At 63.1% G+C, this 18,514-nt stretch carries 12 protein-coding genes; 3 read left to right on the top strand and 9 right to left on the bottom strand.

Annotated elements, in window-relative coordinates:
• Positions 1-80: 80 nt before the first annotated feature.
• The 4 genes from AXW84_RS20935 to AXW84_RS20920 all read right to left on the bottom strand — a co-directional run bounded on the left by AXW84_RS20935 (position 81) and on the right by AXW84_RS20920 (position 5,413).
• Positions 81-3,584, bottom strand: a complete 3,504-nt coding sequence (locus AXW84_RS20935) for a DUF4175 family protein (protein WP_082774025.1) — start codon at positions 3,582-3,584, stop codon at positions 81-83.
• A 137-nt stretch (positions 3,585-3,721) separates the two neighbouring features.
• The gene (locus tag AXW84_RS20930) at positions 3,722-4,492 is read right to left on the bottom strand and encodes an exodeoxyribonuclease III (protein ID WP_068237956.1); all 771 of its coding nucleotides are present in this window, start codon (positions 4,490-4,492) and stop codon (positions 3,722-3,724) included.
• Between the two features lie 151 nt (positions 4,493-4,643).
• A complete protein-coding gene (locus tag AXW84_RS20925) occupies positions 4,644-5,018 on the bottom strand; it encodes a hypothetical protein (protein WP_068237952.1) in 375 nt (124 codons plus the stop codon).
• On the bottom strand, positions 5,015-5,413 hold the full coding sequence (locus tag AXW84_RS20920) for a carboxymuconolactone decarboxylase family protein (RefSeq protein WP_068237949.1): 399 nt from the start codon (positions 5,411-5,413) through the stop codon (positions 5,015-5,017). Before AXW84_RS20920 ends, AXW84_RS20925 begins: the two co-directional genes overlap by 4 nt.
• A 119-nt stretch (positions 5,414-5,532) precedes the next feature.
• Here AXW84_RS20920 and AXW84_RS20915 point away from each other — a divergent pair, with 119 nt between their 5' ends.
• Positions 5,533-6,225, top strand: coding sequence for a ComF family protein (locus AXW84_RS20915; RefSeq protein ID WP_071892389.1), 693 nt, complete (start codon positions 5,533-5,535; stop codon positions 6,223-6,225).
• A 200-nt stretch (positions 6,226-6,425) separates the two neighbouring features.
• On the opposite strand, the gene gldJ is transcribed toward AXW84_RS20915, so the two are convergent.
• Entirely contained in the window at positions 6,426-7,667 is a 1,242-nt protein-coding gene (gldJ, locus tag AXW84_RS20910) for a gliding motility lipoprotein GldJ (protein WP_068237947.1), read from the bottom strand.
• Between the two features lie 81 nt (positions 7,668-7,748).
• Complete coding sequence (locus tag AXW84_RS20905; RefSeq protein WP_157887168.1) at positions 7,749-8,807, bottom strand: PorP/SprF family type IX secretion system membrane protein; 1,059 nt, start codon at positions 8,805-8,807, stop codon at positions 7,749-7,751.
• Positions 8,808-8,969: 162 nt separating this feature from the next.
• Between AXW84_RS20905 and AXW84_RS20900 the strand changes: the two genes are divergently transcribed.
• The gene (locus tag AXW84_RS20900) at positions 8,970-12,011 is read left to right on the top strand and encodes an AsmA family protein (protein WP_068237940.1); all 3,042 of its coding nucleotides are present in this window, start codon (positions 8,970-8,972) and stop codon (positions 12,009-12,011) included.
• Positions 12,012-12,156: 145 nt separating this feature from the next.
• Complete coding sequence (locus AXW84_RS20895; protein WP_068237937.1) at positions 12,157-13,005, top strand: DUF4382 domain-containing protein; 849 nt, start codon at positions 12,157-12,159, stop codon at positions 13,003-13,005.
• Positions 13,006-13,120: 115 nt separating this feature from the next.
• On the opposite strand, the gene AXW84_RS20890 is transcribed toward AXW84_RS20895, so the two are convergent.
• The 3 genes from AXW84_RS20890 to AXW84_RS20880 form a co-directional block, all read right to left on the bottom strand.
• Positions 13,121-13,732: a thioredoxin family protein gene (locus tag AXW84_RS20890; protein ID WP_068237934.1), complete on the bottom strand. Its 612-nt coding sequence runs from the start codon at positions 13,730-13,732 to the stop codon at positions 13,121-13,123.
• Between the two features lie 92 nt (positions 13,733-13,824).
• Positions 13,825-15,273, bottom strand: a complete 1,449-nt coding sequence (locus AXW84_RS20885; RefSeq protein WP_068237931.1) for an efflux transporter outer membrane subunit — start codon at positions 15,271-15,273, stop codon at positions 13,825-13,827.
• 48 nt (positions 15,274-15,321) lie between these two features.
• A complete protein-coding gene (locus AXW84_RS20880) occupies positions 15,322-18,504 on the bottom strand; it encodes an efflux RND transporter permease subunit (protein WP_068237928.1) in 3,183 nt (1,060 codons plus the stop codon).
• Positions 18,505-18,514: the final 10 nt, after the last annotated feature.

Raw genomic sequence — 18,514 nt, 5'->3', positions numbered from 1 at the left:
GGAGAGCGACAGGCGCTGGGCGGCAAAATTAAAAACTTTAACGATAAATACAGAATGACCAATATGGGTCCTGCCGTAAATTATTTCATTTTCTGGAAGTACTCGCCCACCTCGCGTTGGTAGTAAGGCGTGAGCGTCGGCGGGTTAGTACGCAATAGGTCGGTTTGGCGTTGGCCCAAAACTTTGTACTTATCGAAGGCTGGTGGAAACACGGGCGGCTGCGGCTTGGCGGTTTGTGCCTCCCGTTTGGTGTCCTGGTCGCGCTCCCGGGCCGATTTCTCTACCTCCAACAAACGGGTCAGTATTTGTTGCTGCCGCAGCAAGGTCTGCTCCGTCAGGCGCTTGTTTACGAGGTCGGTTTCAGTTTGTTCCATCAGCTTCTTCACTTCGCCGCTGCCACCCCCGCCCTGCTCTCCTTTGGCATCTTTCTCGCTGGGGTTGTTGCCTTTGCCATCCTTGCCGCCGGGCTTACCGCCGCCATCCTTGCCGCTGCCGCCGGGGCCCCCCGGGTTCTGCATCCGGTCGAGCTGCTGCATTGCTTGGCGCAGCATCTGCTGCTGGCCGGCCAGCTTGGCCAGCTCCTGCGACATGGCGCGCCCGGTTTTGCCGCTCTGCGAGAGCTGCTGAATCTGTTGGTTGAGCTGCTGCTGCATCTGGCCCAGGTTGCCGGGGCCCGGTTTACCCTGGCCCTGCCCTTTGCCCTTGCCCTTTTTGCGACCGGGCTTGCCCTTGCCGTCCTTGGGCTGGCCCTGTGCCTGTGCCTGGGCCTGCTGCATGTCGTTGAGCGAGCTGCTGAGCATCAGGGCCAGGTTGTTCATGCTGGTCATGGCCTGCTGCTGGGTGGCGGTGGCGCGGTTCACGTCGCGCTGCTGGATGTGGCCCAGGGCCTCGTCCATGCGGCCGTTCATGTCGCCCACCTCGCGGGTCACGAAGCTCTGAATTTTGGGCTCGCGCTTGGCCAGCGCGTACAGCGAGTCCTGGATGATGCGCGAGTCGTCGCGCAGCTTGCGCTGCGTCTGGCCCAGCTGCACGAAGCGCGGGTCGCTCTGGTCCACGCGGCGGAAATCCTTCATCAGGCCCTCCTGGTCGAAGCTGAGCGTCAGCAGGTTCTTGAGGATGTAGCGCAGGTCGTCGATGTTCTGCTGGGCGTGGTCGCTTTCCTCCTGGTCCTGCTGGTCGCGCATTTTCTTGGCCATTTTCTGCATCCGCTGGGCGGCGCTTTTCTGCTTGGCGGCGGCCTTCTGGTTCTGGTTTTTGCCCAGCTGCTGCTGGCCCTCTTGCATGTCCTGGTCTGTTTGCTCCTGCTCGGGTTTCTGCTCGTCGGCTCCGTTCTGGTCGCCCATTTCCTTGTCCATCTGCTTGAGGTCCTGCAAGTCCTTTTTCAGGTCCTCAAACTGCTGCTGGTTCTCGGCCTGGGTTTGCTTGAGCTGCTCCTGGGCGGCTTTTTGCTGCTCCTTCGAGGCCTTGTTCTCGGGGTTATCCTTGTCGTTCTGGGCGGTTTTTTCAGCCAGCTTTTGCTCGTCCTCGGCCAGCTTTTCCAGCTTGTCGGCGGTGGCCTCAGCCTTCTGGTCAAACTGCATCTGCTTGAACATCTCCAGGGCCCTATCCAGCTCTTTTTGCAAGGTGTTCTCCTTGTTTTCGAGCTGCTGCATCAGCTTCTGCATCTCGGCGTCGGGCTGCTTTTGCTGCTCCAGCAGCTTTTGCAGCTTGTCGTACAGCTTCTTGGTTTCGGGGTCGAGCAGGTCGGCCATCAGCTTTTTTAGCTCGTCGGCCTTCTTGGCCAGCTCCTCGCTCTTGGGGTCGAGCTGGTCCTGCTTCTGCTGCAACTGCTCGAAGGCCTTCTGCATCTGCTCCACCTGCTGGTTGAGCTGCTGCTTCTGGTCGAGCATGTTCTCCAGCTGCTTGCGGTCCTGGAAGCTCAGCTCGCGCTTGGTTTTCAGCTTGTCGGTGGTTTTGGCCAATTCGCGCTCCAGCTTCTCGCTCTGCTTGGCGGCCTGGCTCATCTGGCTGGCCACGGCCTGCGAGGCGGCGGCCAGCTGCTGCTCCTGCGCGCGGCGGCTGGGCAGCCGGAACTCGGCCGGGCGGGTACGGGTGGCCTTGGGGCCGTGCAGGCCATCGTTGTCCCAGGCTTCCACGAAGTATTCGAGGCGGTCGCCGGGCTTCAGGCCCAGGGCCCCAATGTTCCAGGTGTGGCTGTAGGTGCCGGCGCTTTCGCGGGGCAGCGCCAGCGCCACCACCCGCGCCGCGCCGCCGGGGCCCCCGCGGCGCACGGTGTAGTGCAGCAGCAGGCGCGTGAGGCCGTAGTCGTCGCGCACGGTGCCGCCCAGGGCCAGGAAATTCAGCGAGGCGGTGTCGGAAAATACCTCCAGCGTGAGCGTGGGGGGCGCGTCGGGCACGGCGGTGAGCTGGTAGGCGATGGGGTCGGGGTTGCGGCTGGCCGCGTTTTGCAGGCGCAACTGGTAGGGCTGCGAGCGCAGCACCTGCCGCGTGGCCACGAAGGCGTCGCCGTCGCGCTGGGCGGCCAGCGTTTCGGCCGGGTTCTCAAACACCAGGGCCAGGGCCTGGGTGGCGGCCGTGGCAAATTCCCAGCGTACGGTGCTGCCCTCGGGCACGGTCAGGTTGCCGCCGTTTTCCACGGTTTCGGGGCCCCGGCCGGTGTAGGCGGGGTAGGTGATGCGCACCTTGAAATCGCGCAGGCTGGGCCGCTCCCGCACCACCAGCCGGTGCTCGGGCGAGGCGAAGCCGGCGCCGGTCAGCTGGAAATCCACGTCGGCCTGGGGCTGCTCAAACACGTAGCGAAACTGGTCGGGGTGGCCCGCCACGCGCTGCATCTTGCGCTCGGAGCCCCCGTAGCGGACGCTGGCTTCGGCCGGCAAAGCGCTGCCGGTCACCGTCACGTCCAAGGTAAAATTCTCGCCCCGGAAGGCCGTCAACTGCTTGTTTTTCAGCACGAATTCAAACGGCGCGGGCGGCGAATACGCCCGCTGGTAGTGCCAGATCCGCTCGGTGCCCTGCTTCAAAAAGCTCGGGAATACGGCCAGCGCCAGCCCCAGCAGCGCCAGGGGCCCCAGCGCATATTTCCACAGCGGGCGGCTTTGCTGCTGAATGTCAATGCCTTCGGCGAAGGAGATTTGGCCGAGCTGGGCGGCGCGCTGCTCCAGGCTGGCGGCTACCAGGGCGTTGCCGCGGGCCTGGCCTTGCAGCTGAAGGGCGTTCAGGAGGCGGTCCTGCACCTGCGGGAACAGCTCGCCCACGCGGCGGGCGGCCTGCTCGTCGCTCAGCAGGCGGCGTAGGTTCGTGAGGGCCGCCAGCGGCTGCCAAATCCAGCGCGCAAAGGCGTAGGCCGCCAGCCCCAAAAAGCCGAACAGCAGCACCGCCCGCACCGCCGTGGGCAGGTACAGGAAGTATTCGAGCAGGCTAAAGGCCACGAACAGCGTGAGCAGCAGCCCGCCCGCCACCAGGGCCCCCCGCACCAGTAAGTTCAGGTAAAACTTGCGCTTGAAGGCTTCCAGCTCGGCCCGCACCCGCGCCAGCGCCGGGTACTGGTCCGCGCCGGGCGCGCCGCGCTCCACCACTACAGCCATAAGTCAGGTCTTGTCTTCAGGAAAGATACGCAAAGCGCGGCCGCGTTGGTTCAACGGTATTCAATGGGTGAATGATTGAATGGGTGAATGGGTGAATGAAAAAGTGCCCTCATTCACCGATTCACTCATTCGCTCATTCACCCATTGAGTTCCACCCAGGCCGGGCAGTGGTCGGAGTGCACGGCATCGGGCAGCAGGCCGGCCGCCGCCAGGCGCGGTTGCAGGGCCGCGTCGGCCAGCCAGTGGTCGAGGCGCCAGCCCACGTTGCGGGGGCGCGAGCCGGCCCGGTAGCTCCACCACGAGTAGTGCCCGGGGGCCCCTGGGTAGTGGTGGCGGAAGGTATCGACGAAGCCATCGGCGAGGAAATCGCGGAACCACTGGCGCTCCTCGGGCGTGTAGCCGGGACTCTGCTGGTTGGCCTTGGGGTTGTGCAGGTCGATTTCGGTCTGGCAGCAGTTGAAGTCGCCGCCGATGAGCAGCGGGGCCCCGCCCGCGGCCCGCAGCCCCGCCACGTAGCGCCGGAAAAAGTGCAGCCACTCCACCTTAAACGCCTGCCGCGCCAGCCCGCTTGTGCCCGAGGGCATGTAGGTGTTCAGCACCGACACGTCGTCAAAATCGAGCCGTAGCACGCGGCCCTCGTCGTCGTAGGCGGGTGTGCCGCAGCCGTGCACCACGGCCACGGGCTTGGTTTTCGAGAACGTGGCCACGCCGCTGTAGCCGGGCTTTTGGGCGGGGTGCAGGTAGGCATAGTAGCCCAGCGCCTCAAAGCCCGACACGTCCAGGGGCCCCACGCCGGCCTTTATTTCCTGGAGGCAGAGCACGTCCGGGTCGGCCTGCTGCACCCAGTCGAGCAACCCCTTGCTCAGGGCCGAGCGCAGGCCGTTGACATTGTAAGAAATGATTTTCAAATGTGGGTTGCTTTAAAATTTAGGACGTCATGCAGAGCGCAGCGAAGCATCTTTTCCGCGTTACCAACCCAATCGTTCAACGAATGAGTTAGTGACGCGGAAAAGATGCTTCGCTGCGCTCTGCATGACGTCCTTATAATTAATTGATTCTTTAGTCGTCCAAGCTGAAATACTCCAGCATGTGCCACTTCATCATGCGCTCCTGCTCTTTGAGGAAGGCGAAGGGCACCGGGCGCAGCAGCTTGTAGTGCGGCCAGCCGTCCTCGTCCACGCGCTCCAGCTCGTAGTGGCCGCTGAGGCTGAAGAGCTTGCAGGTGGCGATGTGCATCAGGTCCTGCTTTTGCTCCTTGGTGAATTCGGCCACGCCCTGCCCCAGCTCCTGCACGCCGATGAGCAGCAGCAGCGCGTTCAGGTCGGGGCGCTTGCCAAAGCGGGTTTCCATCTCGTCCAGCAGCGCGGTCCAGCGGTGCTCGAAATCGGCCTCGGTCTCGAGGTGTTCCGGCGCCGGGTTTAGGTCGTCGCTCATGCGGCGGGGCCCCCGTGGGCGTGGGCGTGGTCGGGCGCGGGCTGGCCCGGGCCGGCTTCCTCCTTCAGGATTTCCCAGTACTCCACCGCGCGGCGGAAGTGCGGGATGACGATGCTGCCCCCGATGAGGTTGGCGATGGCGAACACCTCGTAAATTTCTTCGTCCGAGAGCTTTTCCTCGAAGCACTTGCCCAGGTGGTACTTGATGCAGTCGTCGCAGCGCAGCACCAGGGAGCAGGCCAGGCCCAGCATTTCCTTGGTCTTCACGTCGAGGGCCCCGGCGACGTAGGTGTTGGTGTCGAGGTTGAAAAAGCGCTTGATGACCTTGTTGTCGGCGGCGAGAATCTTCTCGTTCATCCGCTGGCGGTAGTCGTTGAATTCGTTTACTTGGGACATGGTAAGATTATCGGTTATTTGCTGTTCAGTGGGGCCCCAGAATGTCATGTTCATCTAGCGTCCGCGCAGTGAAGCGTGACGTTCTGGGGCCCCAACAACTAAAACGCAAATTTACGCCCATGCTCCGCTCCTGGCTGGCCGACTTCGTGGGCCTGGTTTTCCCGCGCTTGTGCCCGGCCTGCCGCGAGCCGCTGGCCCGGGGCGAGGCGCACCTCTGCACCAACTGCCGCGCCGAGCTGCCCTACACCGATTTCCACCGCCTGCCGCCCGAAGCCAATCCGCTGGGCCGCCGCTTCTGGGGCAAACTGCCGGTGCGCCACGCCCTCAGCTACTTGCGGTTTGTGCGCCAGGGCCGGGTGCAGCGCCTGCTGCATGGCCTCAAGTACGGCGGCCAGCGCGACGTGGGCACGGCCTTGGGCCGCCTCTACGGCGCCGAGTTAGCCGCGGCAGGCTTGGCAGCCGACTTCGACCTCATCGTACCCGTGCCGCTGCACCCGCGTAAGCTAGCCAAGCGCGGCTTCAACCAGGCCGAAGTATTTGCCGAAGGCCTAGCCGCCGGCCTGGCCTTGCCCTGGGCCCCTGCCCTGCGCCGCACCGCCCACACGGCCACCCAAACCAAGAAAAACCGCGCCGAGCGTTGGGACAACGTGGCCACCGTATTCGAAGCCGCCGACGCCGCGTCGGTAGCCGGCCGCCGCGTGCTGCTCGTCGACGATGTGCTGACCACCGGCGCCACCCTCGAAGCCTGCGGCGCGGCCCTGCTTGCTGCCGGGGCCCTGGAAATCAGCATTGCCACCATCGCGTGCGCTTGACCGCAGATTAAGTGGATTTAACGGATAAGAACGGATTCGAGGGTCCCTGTTTCTACTAAGTAAACGCTGTACAATAGGTGATTATGAGGATTTCAAAGCAAAAAAAGGCGACCCGTACGGGTCGCCTTTTTTTGCTTTGAAACTAAGAACGGAGCCTCTCGAATCCGTTCTTATCCGTTAAATCCACGTAATCTGCGGTCCTACTTGTTGCTGCCGGCGTTGATCATCGCGCAGCGGAAACCGATGGTGGCCGTGGCCGAATCCTGGGCCATGAAGCGGCGGGTGCCGGGCGAGAGCCAATAAGCCACGTCGCGCCACGAGCCGCCTTTGTACACGCGCACTTTGTCGTCGATCAGCGACTGGTAACCTTTCTTGTCGTACTTATCGGCGGGGTCCAGCACGCCGTTGCGGCGGAAGGGGTTCAGGTCTTCCACGTCCTGGTACGAGAGGGGGCGGTACACGTCCTGCACCCACTCGTTCACATTGCCGGCCATGTTGTAGAGGCCGTAGTCGTTGGGCGGGTAGGCATAAATCTGCTCCGTAATCATGGCGCCGTCGTTCAGGCTGCCGGCAATGCCGGCGTAGTCGCCGCGGCCACGCTTAAAGTTGGCCAAGAACTGGCCCTGCTTGCTGCCGTAGGCGTTGCGGGTGGTGCGGCCGTCCCAGGGGTAAATGCGTTTTTCCTCCTGGTTTTCGTTGCCCACTTCCTGGGTGCCGATGAGGGCCAGGGCGGCGTATTCCCACTCGGCCTCGGTGGGCAGGCGGTAGTTGGGCAGCGTGTTGCCGTTTTCGATGGAGATGCGGTTCTTGCTATCAGCAGACGCGGTGCCTTCGGCAGCGGTGTCTTTCTTTTTGCGCGAGAACAATCCCCCACTTTTTTTGCCTGAGCCGCCTGCTTTAGCAGCAAAGCCCTCATTCACCTTGGCCGTGCGCCAGGTGCAATAGTCGTTGGCTTGCAGCCAGCTCACGCCCACCACGGGGAAGAAGCGGAAGCCGGGGTAGCGCAGGTAATACGTTACGTAGGGGTCGTTGAACGACAGGTCGCGGGCCCACACGGTGGTGTCGGGCAGGGCCGACTTATAAAACTCCTCCGCCGAGTCGGTGCGGATAAAGTGCAAATATTCCAGCCAGTGGATGTTGGCCACCTCGGCTTCGTCCATATAGAACGAGGCAATGGTGACGGTGCGCTCCATGTTGTCGTGCGAGAGCGTCACGTCCTCCTCCTGGGTGCCCAGTACGGTGCGGCCACCCTCGATGAACACGAGGCCCGGGCCGGCCGGAATGCCCTTGTAGCTGGACACCTGCATGCCCTTTTCGGTGTTGTATTCGACCCCCGTGGTCGACGACTCCTTGCCGGGGTTGGTCGCACTGACGCCCGGCTTGCAGCTTGAAAAGCCCCCGAGTGCGAGTGCGCCCAGGCATAGATAGTTGGATAATTTCATGACTGGACTAGTTCAACTAGGGGTGAGAAATCGTTATCAGTATTAATTCGGTTGCAATTTAAATGCAATATTACAAAGAATCTAGAATGCTGGGCAAGGCGCGATAGGATAATTTCTCCGGTGCAAGCGTTGGTAGGCATTTTCGAGCTTGTCAAACGCCCTAATGGCTAAAGTTATTTCGTGGGCCCCGCCCAAATTTGCGCTTAAGCTACTCAGGCCCACGTCGTAGCTATAGCCCAGGCGCAGGCCCCCGGTCTGTACCCCCGCCACTACGGCTAGCACGTGCTGCGGCCCAACGCCAGTGTTGCCAAAAAGGTTGCGGTACACGGCCCCCAGCGTGATGGGCGACGCGGTGAAATACAATCCGGCCTCGACGCGCTGCGAGCCGCCCTGCCGGCTGTAGGCCGCCACGGGCGTATAACTCAACTCGCGGGTGGCCCGGCCGGGGCCCGGTTTCAGGACAAAAAATTTGTAGCCGCCGCTCACGTTCAGCAGCAGTGGCAGCTGGCTTTGGGCCCGAAACCCTAGGCTGGGCTGGTTGAGGTGCTGCCCGGCAATGCTCAGCCAAGCCTGGTCGGAGTACAGTACTACGCCGGTGCCCACGCTGAGGTAGTTGCTGGGCGCGAAGTCGATGGCCTCGGCCGAGGGCCCCGTGAGCTGGCCGTCGGCCGAAATCTGGTCGCCGAACGTGAAGTTGCCGTAGCTCACGCGCTGGCGGCCGTAGCTGGCGCGCAGGCCCCCGCTCAGGGCCACCTGCCGGGTCAGGCGGGTGTGGTAGGCGTACAGGGCCCCGGCTTGGATGCGGGTGTAGCCCACGGAGCCCGCCCGGTCCTGGTCCACGAGTAGGCCGAAGGCGTGGTGTTGGCCGGGCTTGTCGGGCCGCCAGTCGGCCGCGGCCTGGGTCGTCACAAACGAGCCCGCCAGCGTGGGCAGCTGGTTGCGGTAGCTCAGCGTCACGCTGTAGTCGTCAATCAGGCCGGTGAAGGCCGGGTTGGCGTGCAGGCGCGTGGCGAAGGGTTGCGAAAAATACACGTCCTGGGCCTGGGCGGCGGGCGCGGCCAGGCCCACGGCCAGCAGCAGCGCCGCGCCGCGCCCCAGCCAGCGGGCCGGGGCCCCGCGCAGTGGAAGAGAGCAAAGCATAAGGGCAGGCAAAACGCAGTTGGGCCCGGTTTTGGTACGGCCGGCCAACGAAAGTACGGCCGGGGGCCCCGGAAATGAACACTGGGGCCCGAGCCCGCCGTTTAAGGTGGGGCAATGGGCGGCCGTTCTATTTTTGCCCGATTCACTTTAGTACGACTGGCTATGCGGAAGATTCTGATTGGTTTGGGAATAGTGGTGGTGCTGCTGCTGGCGGCCGTGGTAGCCGCGCCGTTCTTATTTAAAGACCGGCTAAGGGCCCTGGCCGACAAGCAGATTGCCCAACGTGTGCGCGCCAAAGTGCAGTACGACCCGAATAGCATCGACGTGAGCGTGCTCCACTCCTTCCCGGATTTGACGCTGGACATCAAGAATCTGCGCGTGATTGGGCTCGACTCGTTCGGCCGCGACACGCTGGCCTACTTGCCCAGCCTGCGCGTGGGCCTCGACGTGATGACGGTCCTTAAGGGACAGGAAATCAAAATCAACAACGTGGAGCTGGACCGGCCCGACGTCAGCCTGCGGGTGCTAAAAAGCGGGCGGACCAACTGGGACGTGATGATTTCGGACTCGGCCGCCGCCGCCAAAGGCCAGGACACCAGCCAGGTGCGGCTGGCCATCAAGGGCTGGAAAGTGACCGACGGCCACCTGCGCTACGAAGACCTGACGCTGCCCTTCCGCATGGAGGCCCGCCAGGTGAACCACACCGGCAGCGGCGACTTCGCCAGCAACGTGTTCGAGATGACGTCGAAAACCACGGCCGGCCGCCTCGACATGACCTACGGCGGCGTGGCCTACGTGACGGACAAAAAGCTCGACGCCGACGTGACGATGAACATGGACCTGAACAAAAACCTGTACACCTTCAAAGACAACAAGATCAAGCTCAACGACTTCCCGTTCAGCTTTGCCGGGGCCATTGGGCTGCCGAATGCCACGGACATTACCTACGACGTGACGTTTAGGGCCCTGGAAACGGACTTCAAAACTCTGCTCAGCCTGGTGCCGGGCGTGTACACCGACAAGTTTAAGAACGTGGAAACCAGCGGCCAAGTGGCCTTCGACGGCTACTACAAGGGCACGCAAAACAAGCTGCGGATGCCCGGCTACGGCGTGAACCTGGCCGTAACCAACGGCCGCTTCAAGTACCCCGACCTGCCGCAGGAAGCCAAGAACATCAACGTTCAACTGGTGGTGGACAACCCCTCGGGCTTCACCAACAACGTGAAAGTGAACGTGTCGCAGTTTCACCTCGACCTGGGGCCCAACCCCGTGGACGGCAACGTGACCATCGACGGCCTGGAGCCGATGAAGGTCGACGGCCGTGTGAAAGCCAACGTGAACCTGGCCGAGGCCCTGAAGGTGTACCCGGTGCCGGGCCTCAGCATGCGCGGCCAGCTGGCGGTGGACGCCACGGGCAAGGGCACCTACTCGAAAACGCAGATGCCGGTGGTGAACGCCGCCATCAAAATGACCAACGGCTACGTGAAGTCGAACAAGTTTCCGGCCCCGATTGAGGACATCAACCTGAGCGGGACGGTGGTGAACACCACAGGCCAGGTGAACGATACCTACGTGAACCTGCCCCAGTTCCACATGGTGCTGGAGGGCGAGCCGCTCGACGGCCGCCTCACGGCCCACAACATCAACCAGCCGGTGTTCGACGCCAACGTGAAGGGCACGGTGGACCTGACCAAAATCACCAAGATTTTCCCGCTGGCGGGCATGACCGTGACCGGGCGCGTATCGGGCAACATCGCCGCCGCCGGCAATATGGCCGACGTGGAAGCCGGCCGCTACCAGAACGTGAAAGCCAGCGGCACGGTGCAGGCCAAGAATGTGACATACAAGAGCAAAGACCTGCCGCAGGGCGTGAACATCAGCAGCGCGGCGGGCACGTTCAACAACAACCAGATTGTGCTGCAAAACGTGAACGGCACGGCCGGCAGCTCCGACTTTGCCGCCAACGGCACGGTGAGCAACTACCTGGGCTACCTCTTCACGCCGGGCCAGGCGCTGAAGGGCACGATGAACGTGACCTCGCACAACTTCAACGCCAACGAGTGGATGGTGGACCCGGTGAGCAACAAGTCGACCGCCACCGGCCAGGGGGCCCCGGCGAAGGCCACCGGCGTGCTGGAAATCCCGAAGTTCTTCGACCTGGTGCTGAACAGCAAGGTGGACAACGTAACCTACGACAACCTGAAACTGACCAACGCCAGCGGCACGGTGGCCGTGAACAACCAGATTGCTACGCTGAAGGACTTGACTTTCAACACGCTGGGGGCCACTTTTGGCACCACCGGCAGCTACAACACCCAAAACCTGGCGCACCCCAAGTTCGACCTTGGGTTGAACATTAAAAACCTCGATTTCCAGAACGCTTTCAAGGCTTTCAACACGGTGAAAGCGCTGGTGCCGCTGGCCGCAGCAGTGCAGGGCGTGTTCGGCACCAACTTCAACGTGAGTGGCGAAATGGGCCAGGACATGTTCCCCAAGCTGAGCACGCTGAGCGGCACGGGCTTGTTTGACATCGTGAAGGCCAGCGTGTTGCAGTCGCCGGTGCTGAGCCAGATTTCGAGCCTGACGACCTTGCCCGAGCTCAAAAACCTGCAAGTGCTGAACAAGATTGTGAACGCCCAGATTGTGAACGGCAACTTCGTGGTGAAGCCCTTCGACCTGGCCATTGGCGACGTGAAGATGACGGTGGGAGGCTCGAATAGCTTGGCGGGCCTGCTGTCCTACGTCACGGCCATCAACGCGCCCACCGGCAAACTGGGCAATGCGCTGAGCGGCAAGCTCACGCAGCTCACTGGCGTGCAAAACATCCAGGGCACCGACCGGGTGACGCTGGGCCTGAACATCGGGGGCAGCATGGCGAGCCCGGTGGTGAAGCTGACCAGCGGCAGCCTCAAGGACCAGGGCAAGGCCATCGTGACGAATGTGGTGAAGACCAAGCTTACCGACGCCCTGCTGGGCCTGGCCACCAAGAACCGGGCAAAGACCGACAGCACCCAGAAAGCCACCGCCACCACCCAGCAAAACTCGCAGGAGCAGCTGAACCTGGAGCTGCAAAAGAAGAAGCTGGAGGCCCAGGAGAAAGCCAAGCAAGCCATAGGCGCGGGCCTGAACAGCCTGTTTGGGGGCCGCAAGAAAGCTGCTGCGCCCGCTGTTGCTCCGGCCGCCGCCGATACCACGAGGAAGTAAGGCCGGTTCTTCCGGCAGGGTTTTTGAACGGAACGCTCCGATAACCAATTGGTTATCGGAGCGTTTTTGCATCCTGTTTATTCTGCCTATTGTTCTCTTTTAGCATTTCCTGTTCACCTTATCTCTTCTTTTTTACCACCACCTTATGAAAAATTATTCTTTCCTGGGCTTGGCCGGCGCGGCGCTGCTGGGTTTGGCAAGCTGCTCGAAAAGCACGTCGGACGACCCCAGCGCCACCGCGGCCAAGCTGGAAGTGCGGCTGACGGACGCCCCCGGTAACTTCAACAGCGTGGTACTGGACGTGCGCCAGATTGAAGTGCACCTCAAGGACGAAGGCAACCCCGACGGCTGGCAAACGCTGAACTTCACGCCCCAAACCGTGAACGTGCTCGACTACGTGAACGGTAAATCGGCCCTGTTGGTGAACACCGACTTCGCGCCCGGCGACTTGAAGGAAATCCGGCTCATCCTGGGCCCCAACAGCTACGTGGTGGGCACCGACGGCCAGCAATACGACCTGAAAACGCCCAGCGGCCAAACCTCGGGCGTAAAACTCAAGCTCGACAAGGTCACGCTGAAGCAGCGCGAAACGTTTCAGCTGCTGCTCGATTTCGACGTGGCCAAGTCCATCGTGGAGCGCGGTAACTGGAAGGCCGGCAACGACAAAAAGGAGCGCTACCTGCTAAAGCCGGTCATCCGGCTGGTGGCCCAGGACCTCAAAGGCGGCTTGGGCGGCCTCGTGAGCCCGGCAGCGGCGCGGCCTCAAGTACTAGCCATTCGCTCGTCCATCCTGGGTCCCGACACGGTGAGCACGTATGCCGACGCCTCAGGCGCCTTCCAATTGCGGGGCCTGCCAGCGGGTACGTACCAAGTGCAGTTCTTCCCAACTGTGGGGGCCCCGGCCGGCCAGCCAGCGTATAAAAACGTGGTGCGCACGGGCATCACGGTGGACAACGTTCAGGCAACTGACTTGGGACTAACGCCACTGAATTAATTACAATCTTGCTAAACCCAAAAAGGCCGTTCCCTGCGCAGGGAACGGCCTTTTTTGGGTTAATAAAATGGGTCTAACTGGACCCCGGTGTGGGCGAGTTAGGGCCCCAAGCAGCCTAACCTAACTGCTGCACCAGCGCCAGCAGCTCGTGCTGGGTGGTGCGGGTGGCATCCTGGGCGTACCAGCCGTGGAGCTGGGCGGCCAGCTCGGCGAAGGGCGTTTGGCTGGCTTTCAGGGTTTGGAACAGGGCTTGGGCGGGGGCCGGGCGGGGGCCCCACACGGCGGCCTCGGCCATCGAGTCGGCGCGGAGCAAGACGGTCATCGGGATGGCGCGGCCGCCATTGGTGAGGTAGCGGTCGATGAGGTCGGGGTTGGCGTCGCGCAGGAAGTAGCGAGTGGCGAGGCGGCCGTTGCTGGCCTGGGCTACGGCCTCAATCACGGGCACGAGCTGGGCCGCATCGCCGCACCAGCCTTCGGTGATAACTACCCAAACGTATTGCCCCGCAATGCGTTGCAAGGCCGCTTGCAGCTCGGGCAGCACGGCCACCGTGGGGACCAGGGCGTTCATGCGGGCCTCGCCCTCTCGGTAGTGGGGCAGCATTTTGGCCAGCTGCGGGTCGGGGCCCTGGGCGGCCAGCACTGCGGTGATGTGCTGGCGGTAGGCAGCGTAGGTAAGGCCAGCGGCCAACTGGTCGGCGGTAAGAACGGGGGCGGTGGTAACAGACATCGGGAAGAGCGCTAAAAGTGAGTGCTACAAACAAAAAGCCGGACGAATTGATAACGTCCGGCTTCGGTTTTCGACCCCTAAGGTTGGGGCCCCTACTGCCAACCGCCGCCAAGGGCGCGGTAGAGGTTTACGCTTTGTAGCAGCTGCTCCTGGCGGGCATCGGCGAGGCTCAGCTCAGCTTCGAGTACGCTACGCTGGGCGGTAATCACTTCTAAATAAGAGGCATAGCCGGCCACAAACAACTCGTTGGATGTAGCTACAGCGCTTTGCAACTGGGCTACTTCGCGGGCGCGGAGGTCGGCCACGGCGCGGTAATTTTCGAGGCCCCGCAGGCCCACCACCACCTCGCGGAAACCGGTTTGCAGCGCCTGCTGGTAGCGGTAGTAGCCTTCGTAGTTGTTGGCCACGGCCTGGCGGAAGTCGGCCCGGTACTGCGCCCGGTTGAGGATGGGGCCCGCCAGGCCCCCGATGATGCCGTAGGTCACGGAGCCGGCATCGAGCAGCAGGTTGGCCCGGAACGCGTTGAGGCCCAGGTAGGGCGTGAGGGTGAGGCTGGGCAAAAAGGCGGCGCGGGCGGCGTCCACGTCGGCGCTGGTGGCGCGCAGCTCCAGCTCGGCCTGGCGCACGTCGGGGCGGCGCAGCAGCGCCGTGGCGGGCAGGCCGGCTCCGAGGCGGGTGGGCAGGCCCTGCTGATTGGGCAGCGCGGGGCCCCGGCCGATGGGCTGCGGGTAGCGCCCCAGCAGCTGGTTGAGACTGGCTTCGGTTTCGGTGATGCGCTGGCGGGTGCCGTAGGCCAGACTCTCGGTGCGCAGGGCCTGGGCGGCAAACTGCTGCACGGCCAGCTCGGTCACGCGGCCGGCTTGCTTCTGAATGCGAATCAGGCGCAGGCCTTCCTGCTGGAAGCGGGCGTTGCGCAGCAGCGTAGCCAGTTGGTTGTCAAGGGTTAATAGCTCGTAGTAGGCCCGCGCCACGTCGGCCACTACGTTGGTTACCACCAGGTTGCGGCCCTGTTTCGAGCCCAGTACGCGCAGGTAAGCAGCCTTGCGGCGGCTGCGTAGCTTGCCCCACAGGTCAATTTCCCACGAGCTGCGCAGGCCCACGAAGTAGTCGGGCGTGAGGCTGGTGGGCACGCGCTGGTTGCCGTCGATGTTCTGCGAAAGGTTGGTGTCGTAGTTGCCCACGCCCGTCATGGTGTACCGGCCGTAGCGGTCGAGGCCGACATTGCCCGTGGCCGTTACCGACGGAAACAGCGCCCCGCGCCGGGCCAGGTACTGCGCCTGAAACACTTCCACCCGCTGCACGGCTACCTGCAAATCGAGGTTCTGCCGCAAAGCTGTGTCGATGAGGCCCACCAAGGCGGGGTCCTGGAAAAACTGCCGCCACGGCGTGGCGCCCACGCTGGCGGTGTCGGCCAGGGGGACCTGGGTAAAGGTTTTGGGGGCCCCGGGTGAGGCCGCGGGACCAGCGGGGGCCGCCACACGGCAGCCACCGGCCAGTAAAAGCAGACTGAAACTAAAAAAAGCGGCAAAGAGCGGGCGCATGCAAAACGGGTTGTCGTGGGGGAGAAGCGAGGCGGGCGGTAGGCGCCCTTAATGGGCCACCAACGCGGCCGCCGGTTCGGGGCGCGCGGCCGGGGTGGGCGTTGTGTTTGGGGCGTCGGCATCCAGGTTCTTCACCTTCTCGAAGCTGGCAAACAGCACGTAGAGCCCCGGTATCAGCACCATGCCAAACACGGTGCCGATGAGCATGCCGCCCGCCGCGGCCGTGCCAATGGAGCGGTTGCCCAGGGCCCCCGCGCCGCTGGCCGTCACCAGCGGAATGAGGCCCGCGATGAAGGCGAACGAGGTCATCAGAATCGGCCGCAGGCGCGACACGGCCCCCAGCACGGCGGCCTCCAGCACGGTGGCCCCGGCGCGGCGGCGCTGCTCGGCAAACTCAATGACGAGGATGGCGTTTTTGCCCAGCAGGCCGATGAGCATCACCAGCGCCACCTGGGCATAAATGTTATTTTCGAGGCCCAACAGCTTGAGGCTCAAGAAGGCGCCAAACACGCCGGTGGGCAGGCTCAGTAGCACGGGCAGCGGCAGCAACAGGCTTTCGTACTGCGCGGCCAACAGCAGGTACACGAATACCAACACGAGCGCGAACACGTAGAGCGCCTGGTCGCCGCTCAAAATTTGCTCGCGCGTCATGCCGCTCCACTCATAGGAGAAGCCTTTGGGGAGCACCTTGGCTGCTACCCGCTGGATGGCCGTAATGGCGTCGCCCGAGCTGTGGCCGGCGGCGGCGTCGCCGTTGATCATGGCCGAGGTGTACATGTTGTAGCGCGTCAGCTGGTCGGGGCCAAACACGCGCTCCAACCGCACGAACGTGGAGAAGGGCACCAGCTCGCCGCGGTTGTTTTTGACGTGCAGGGCCAGCAGGTCGTCAGGTCGGCCGCGGTACTCGGGGCTGGCCTGCACCATCACCTTGTACATCTGGCCGAAGCGAATGAAATTGCTGGCGTAGTAGCTGCCGAGCAGCGTTTGCAGGGTGCTCATGGCCTGGTCCACGGTCACGCCCTTTTTGGCGGCCATGTCCTGGTCTACGTGGATGAGGTACTGCGGGAAGTTGGGGTCGAAACCGGTGAAGGCGCCGTTGATGGCCGGTTCCTTTTGCAGCGCCGCCAGAAAAGTTTTCGACACCTTGGCCGTCTGCTGCAAGTCGCCGCGGCCCGACTTGTCCAGCAGCCGCAGCTCGAAGCCGCTGCTGTTGCCGAAGCCCGGCACCGTGGGCGGCGGCAGGAACTGAATGTCGGCATCGGCGATGCCTTTGGTCTTCTCTTCCAGCTCTTTAATAAACTCGGCCACCGACTGGTCGCGCTCTTCCCAGCCCTTGAGGTTAATCATGCCCATGCCGTAGCTGGCGCCGGCCACTTCGTTTACCAGACTATACCCGGCCAGCGTCGAAACCGATTCTACTGGCTTGAGCTTCTGGGCAATGCGCTGCACCTGGGCCAGCACGGCCTCGGTGCGCTCCACGGTGGCCCCGGCGGGCGTGGTCACGTTGATGTACACCATGCCCTGGTCCTCGGTCGGGATGAAGCCCGAGGGCAGGATGCGGCTGATGCCCCAGGTGGCCCCGAAAAACAGGAGCAGGGCCCCCAGCGTCACCACGCGGCGGCCGGCAATGCCGTGCAGCAGCTTCTGGTAGCCATTGGCGAGGCCTTCATACTTGTTATTAAAACCTTTGAAAAACTTGCCCACTAAACCCGTGCGTTCGCCCTCCTGGTGCTTGAGCATGAGCGCGCACAATGCCGGTGTCAGCGTCACTGCATTGACGCCCGAAATGACGATGGCGATGGCCAGCGTGAGCGAGAACTGGCGGTAGAACACGCCCACCGGCCCATCCATGAACGACACCGGGATGAACACCGCCGACATCACCAACGTGATGGCAATCAGCGAGCTGCTGATTTCGTGCATGGCCTCGTAGGTGGCGGCGCGGGCGTCCATGTGCTTCTCCTGCATCTTGGCGTGCACGGCCTCCACCACCACAATGGCGTTATCGACCACGATGCCGATGGCCAGCACTAACGCGAAGAGCGTGAGCAGGTTAATCGAAAAGCCCAGCATCTGCATGAAGGCCAGCGTGCCGATGAGCGCCACCGGCACGGCCAGCGCCGGAATGAGCGTGGAGCGCCAGTCCTGCAAAAACAGGTACACGATGATGAATACCAGCACGAACGCCTCCACCAGCGTGCGCAGCACCTCGTGAATGCTGGCGTCGAGGAAGCGCGACACGTCGTACGAAATGCTGTACTTCATGCCGGGCGGAAAGCTGGTGGCTTGCAGCTCGGCCATGCGGGCTTTCACGTTGGCAATCACCTCACTGGCGTTCGAGCCGGGCCGCTGCTTCAGCATGATGGCCGCCGAGGGCTGCCCGTCGTTCTTCGACGACATGCCGTAGGTAAGCGAGCCAAATTCCACGTCGGCCACCGCTTTTAGGCGCAGCACCGAGCCGTCGGGGTTCGAGCGCAGCACGATGTTGCGGTACTGGTCGGGCTCGAACAACTTGCCGGTGTAGCGCAGCACGTACTGCAACTGCTGGGCCTTGCCGCCCGAGCTTTCGCCCGATTTGCCGGGGGCGGCCTCCACGTTCTGGGCCCGAATGGCGGCCACAATCTCGTCGGTGCCCACCTGGTAGGCGGCCATGCGGTCGGGCTTCAGCCACACCCGCATCGAGTACTCGCGCGAGCCCATAATCTCGGCAAACCCCACGCCGTTGATGCGCTTCAGCTCCTGCAATACGTTGATGTCGGCGAAGTTGTAGATAAACTTCTCGCCCGCCGACTTATCATCGCTCGTAATGTTGAGGTAGAGCAGCATGGAGTTTACCTCTTTCTCCGTCGTCACGCCGGCCTTGATTACCTCCTCGGGCAGCTCGTCAATCACGGTCGTCACGCGGTTTTGTACGCCCACGGCCGCCAGGTCGGGGTCGGTGCCCACCTCAAAGAACACCGTGATGAGTGTCACGCCGTTGTTCGAGCTCACCGAGTTCATGTAGGTCATGCCCGGCACGCCGTTGATGGCGCGCTCCAGCGGCGTGGCCACGGCCTTGGCGCACACCTCGGCGTTGGCCCCGGTGTATTTGGCCGTGACGGTCACGGACGGCGGCACGATGTCTGGGAACTGCGTGATGGGCAGCGTGAACAGCGCCAGCCCGCCCAGCAGCACCAGGAACACGGAGATGACCAGCGAGAGTATCGGCCGGCGAATGAAAATGTCGAACATAGATGAGGCT

The organism is Hymenobacter sp. PAMC 26628, assembly GCF_001562275.1.
Taxonomy (GTDB): domain Bacteria; phylum Bacteroidota; class Bacteroidia; order Cytophagales; family Hymenobacteraceae; genus Hymenobacter.
The sequence above is the reverse complement of the archived record's forward strand: the minus strand, read 5'-3'. Positions and strand labels throughout refer to the sequence as shown.

What these genes read in the sequence shown, in the direction of transcription:
- AXW84_RS20935 (WP_082774025.1), bottom strand. Translation starts at nt 3,584, where the DNA reads ATGGCTGTAGTGGTGGAGCGCGGCGCGCCCGGCGCGGACCAGTACCCG.
- AXW84_RS20925 (WP_068237952.1), bottom strand. Translation starts at nt 5,018, where the DNA reads ATGAGCGACGACCTAAACCCGGCGCCGGAACACCTCGAGACCGAGGCC.
- AXW84_RS20920 (WP_068237949.1), bottom strand. Translation starts at nt 5,413, where the DNA reads ATGTCCCAAGTAAACGAATTCAACGACTACCGCCAGCGGATGAACGAG.
- AXW84_RS20915 (WP_071892389.1), top strand. Translation starts at nt 5,533, where the DNA reads ATGCTCCGCTCCTGGCTGGCCGACTTCGTGGGCCTGGTTTTCCCGCGC.
- gldJ (WP_068237947.1), bottom strand. Translation starts at nt 7,667, where the DNA reads ATGAAATTATCCAACTATCTATGCCTGGGCGCACTCGCACTCGGGGGC.
- AXW84_RS20905 (WP_157887168.1), bottom strand. Translation starts at nt 8,807, where the DNA reads ATGCTTTGCTCTCTTCCACTGCGCGGGGCCCCGGCCCGCTGGCTGGGG.
- AXW84_RS20900 (WP_068237940.1), top strand. Translation starts at nt 8,970, where the DNA reads ATGCGGAAGATTCTGATTGGTTTGGGAATAGTGGTGGTGCTGCTGCTG.
- AXW84_RS20895 (WP_068237937.1), top strand. Translation starts at nt 12,157, where the DNA reads ATGAAAAATTATTCTTTCCTGGGCTTGGCCGGCGCGGCGCTGCTGGGT.
- AXW84_RS20890 (WP_068237934.1), bottom strand. Translation starts at nt 13,732, where the DNA reads ATGTCTGTTACCACCGCCCCCGTTCTTACCGCCGACCAGTTGGCCGCT.
- AXW84_RS20885 (WP_068237931.1), bottom strand. Translation starts at nt 15,273, where the DNA reads ATGCGCCCGCTCTTTGCCGCTTTTTTTAGTTTCAGTCTGCTTTTACTG.
- AXW84_RS20880 (WP_068237928.1), bottom strand. Translation starts at nt 18,504, where the DNA reads ATGTTCGACATTTTCATTCGCCGGCCGATACTCTCGCTGGTCATCTCC.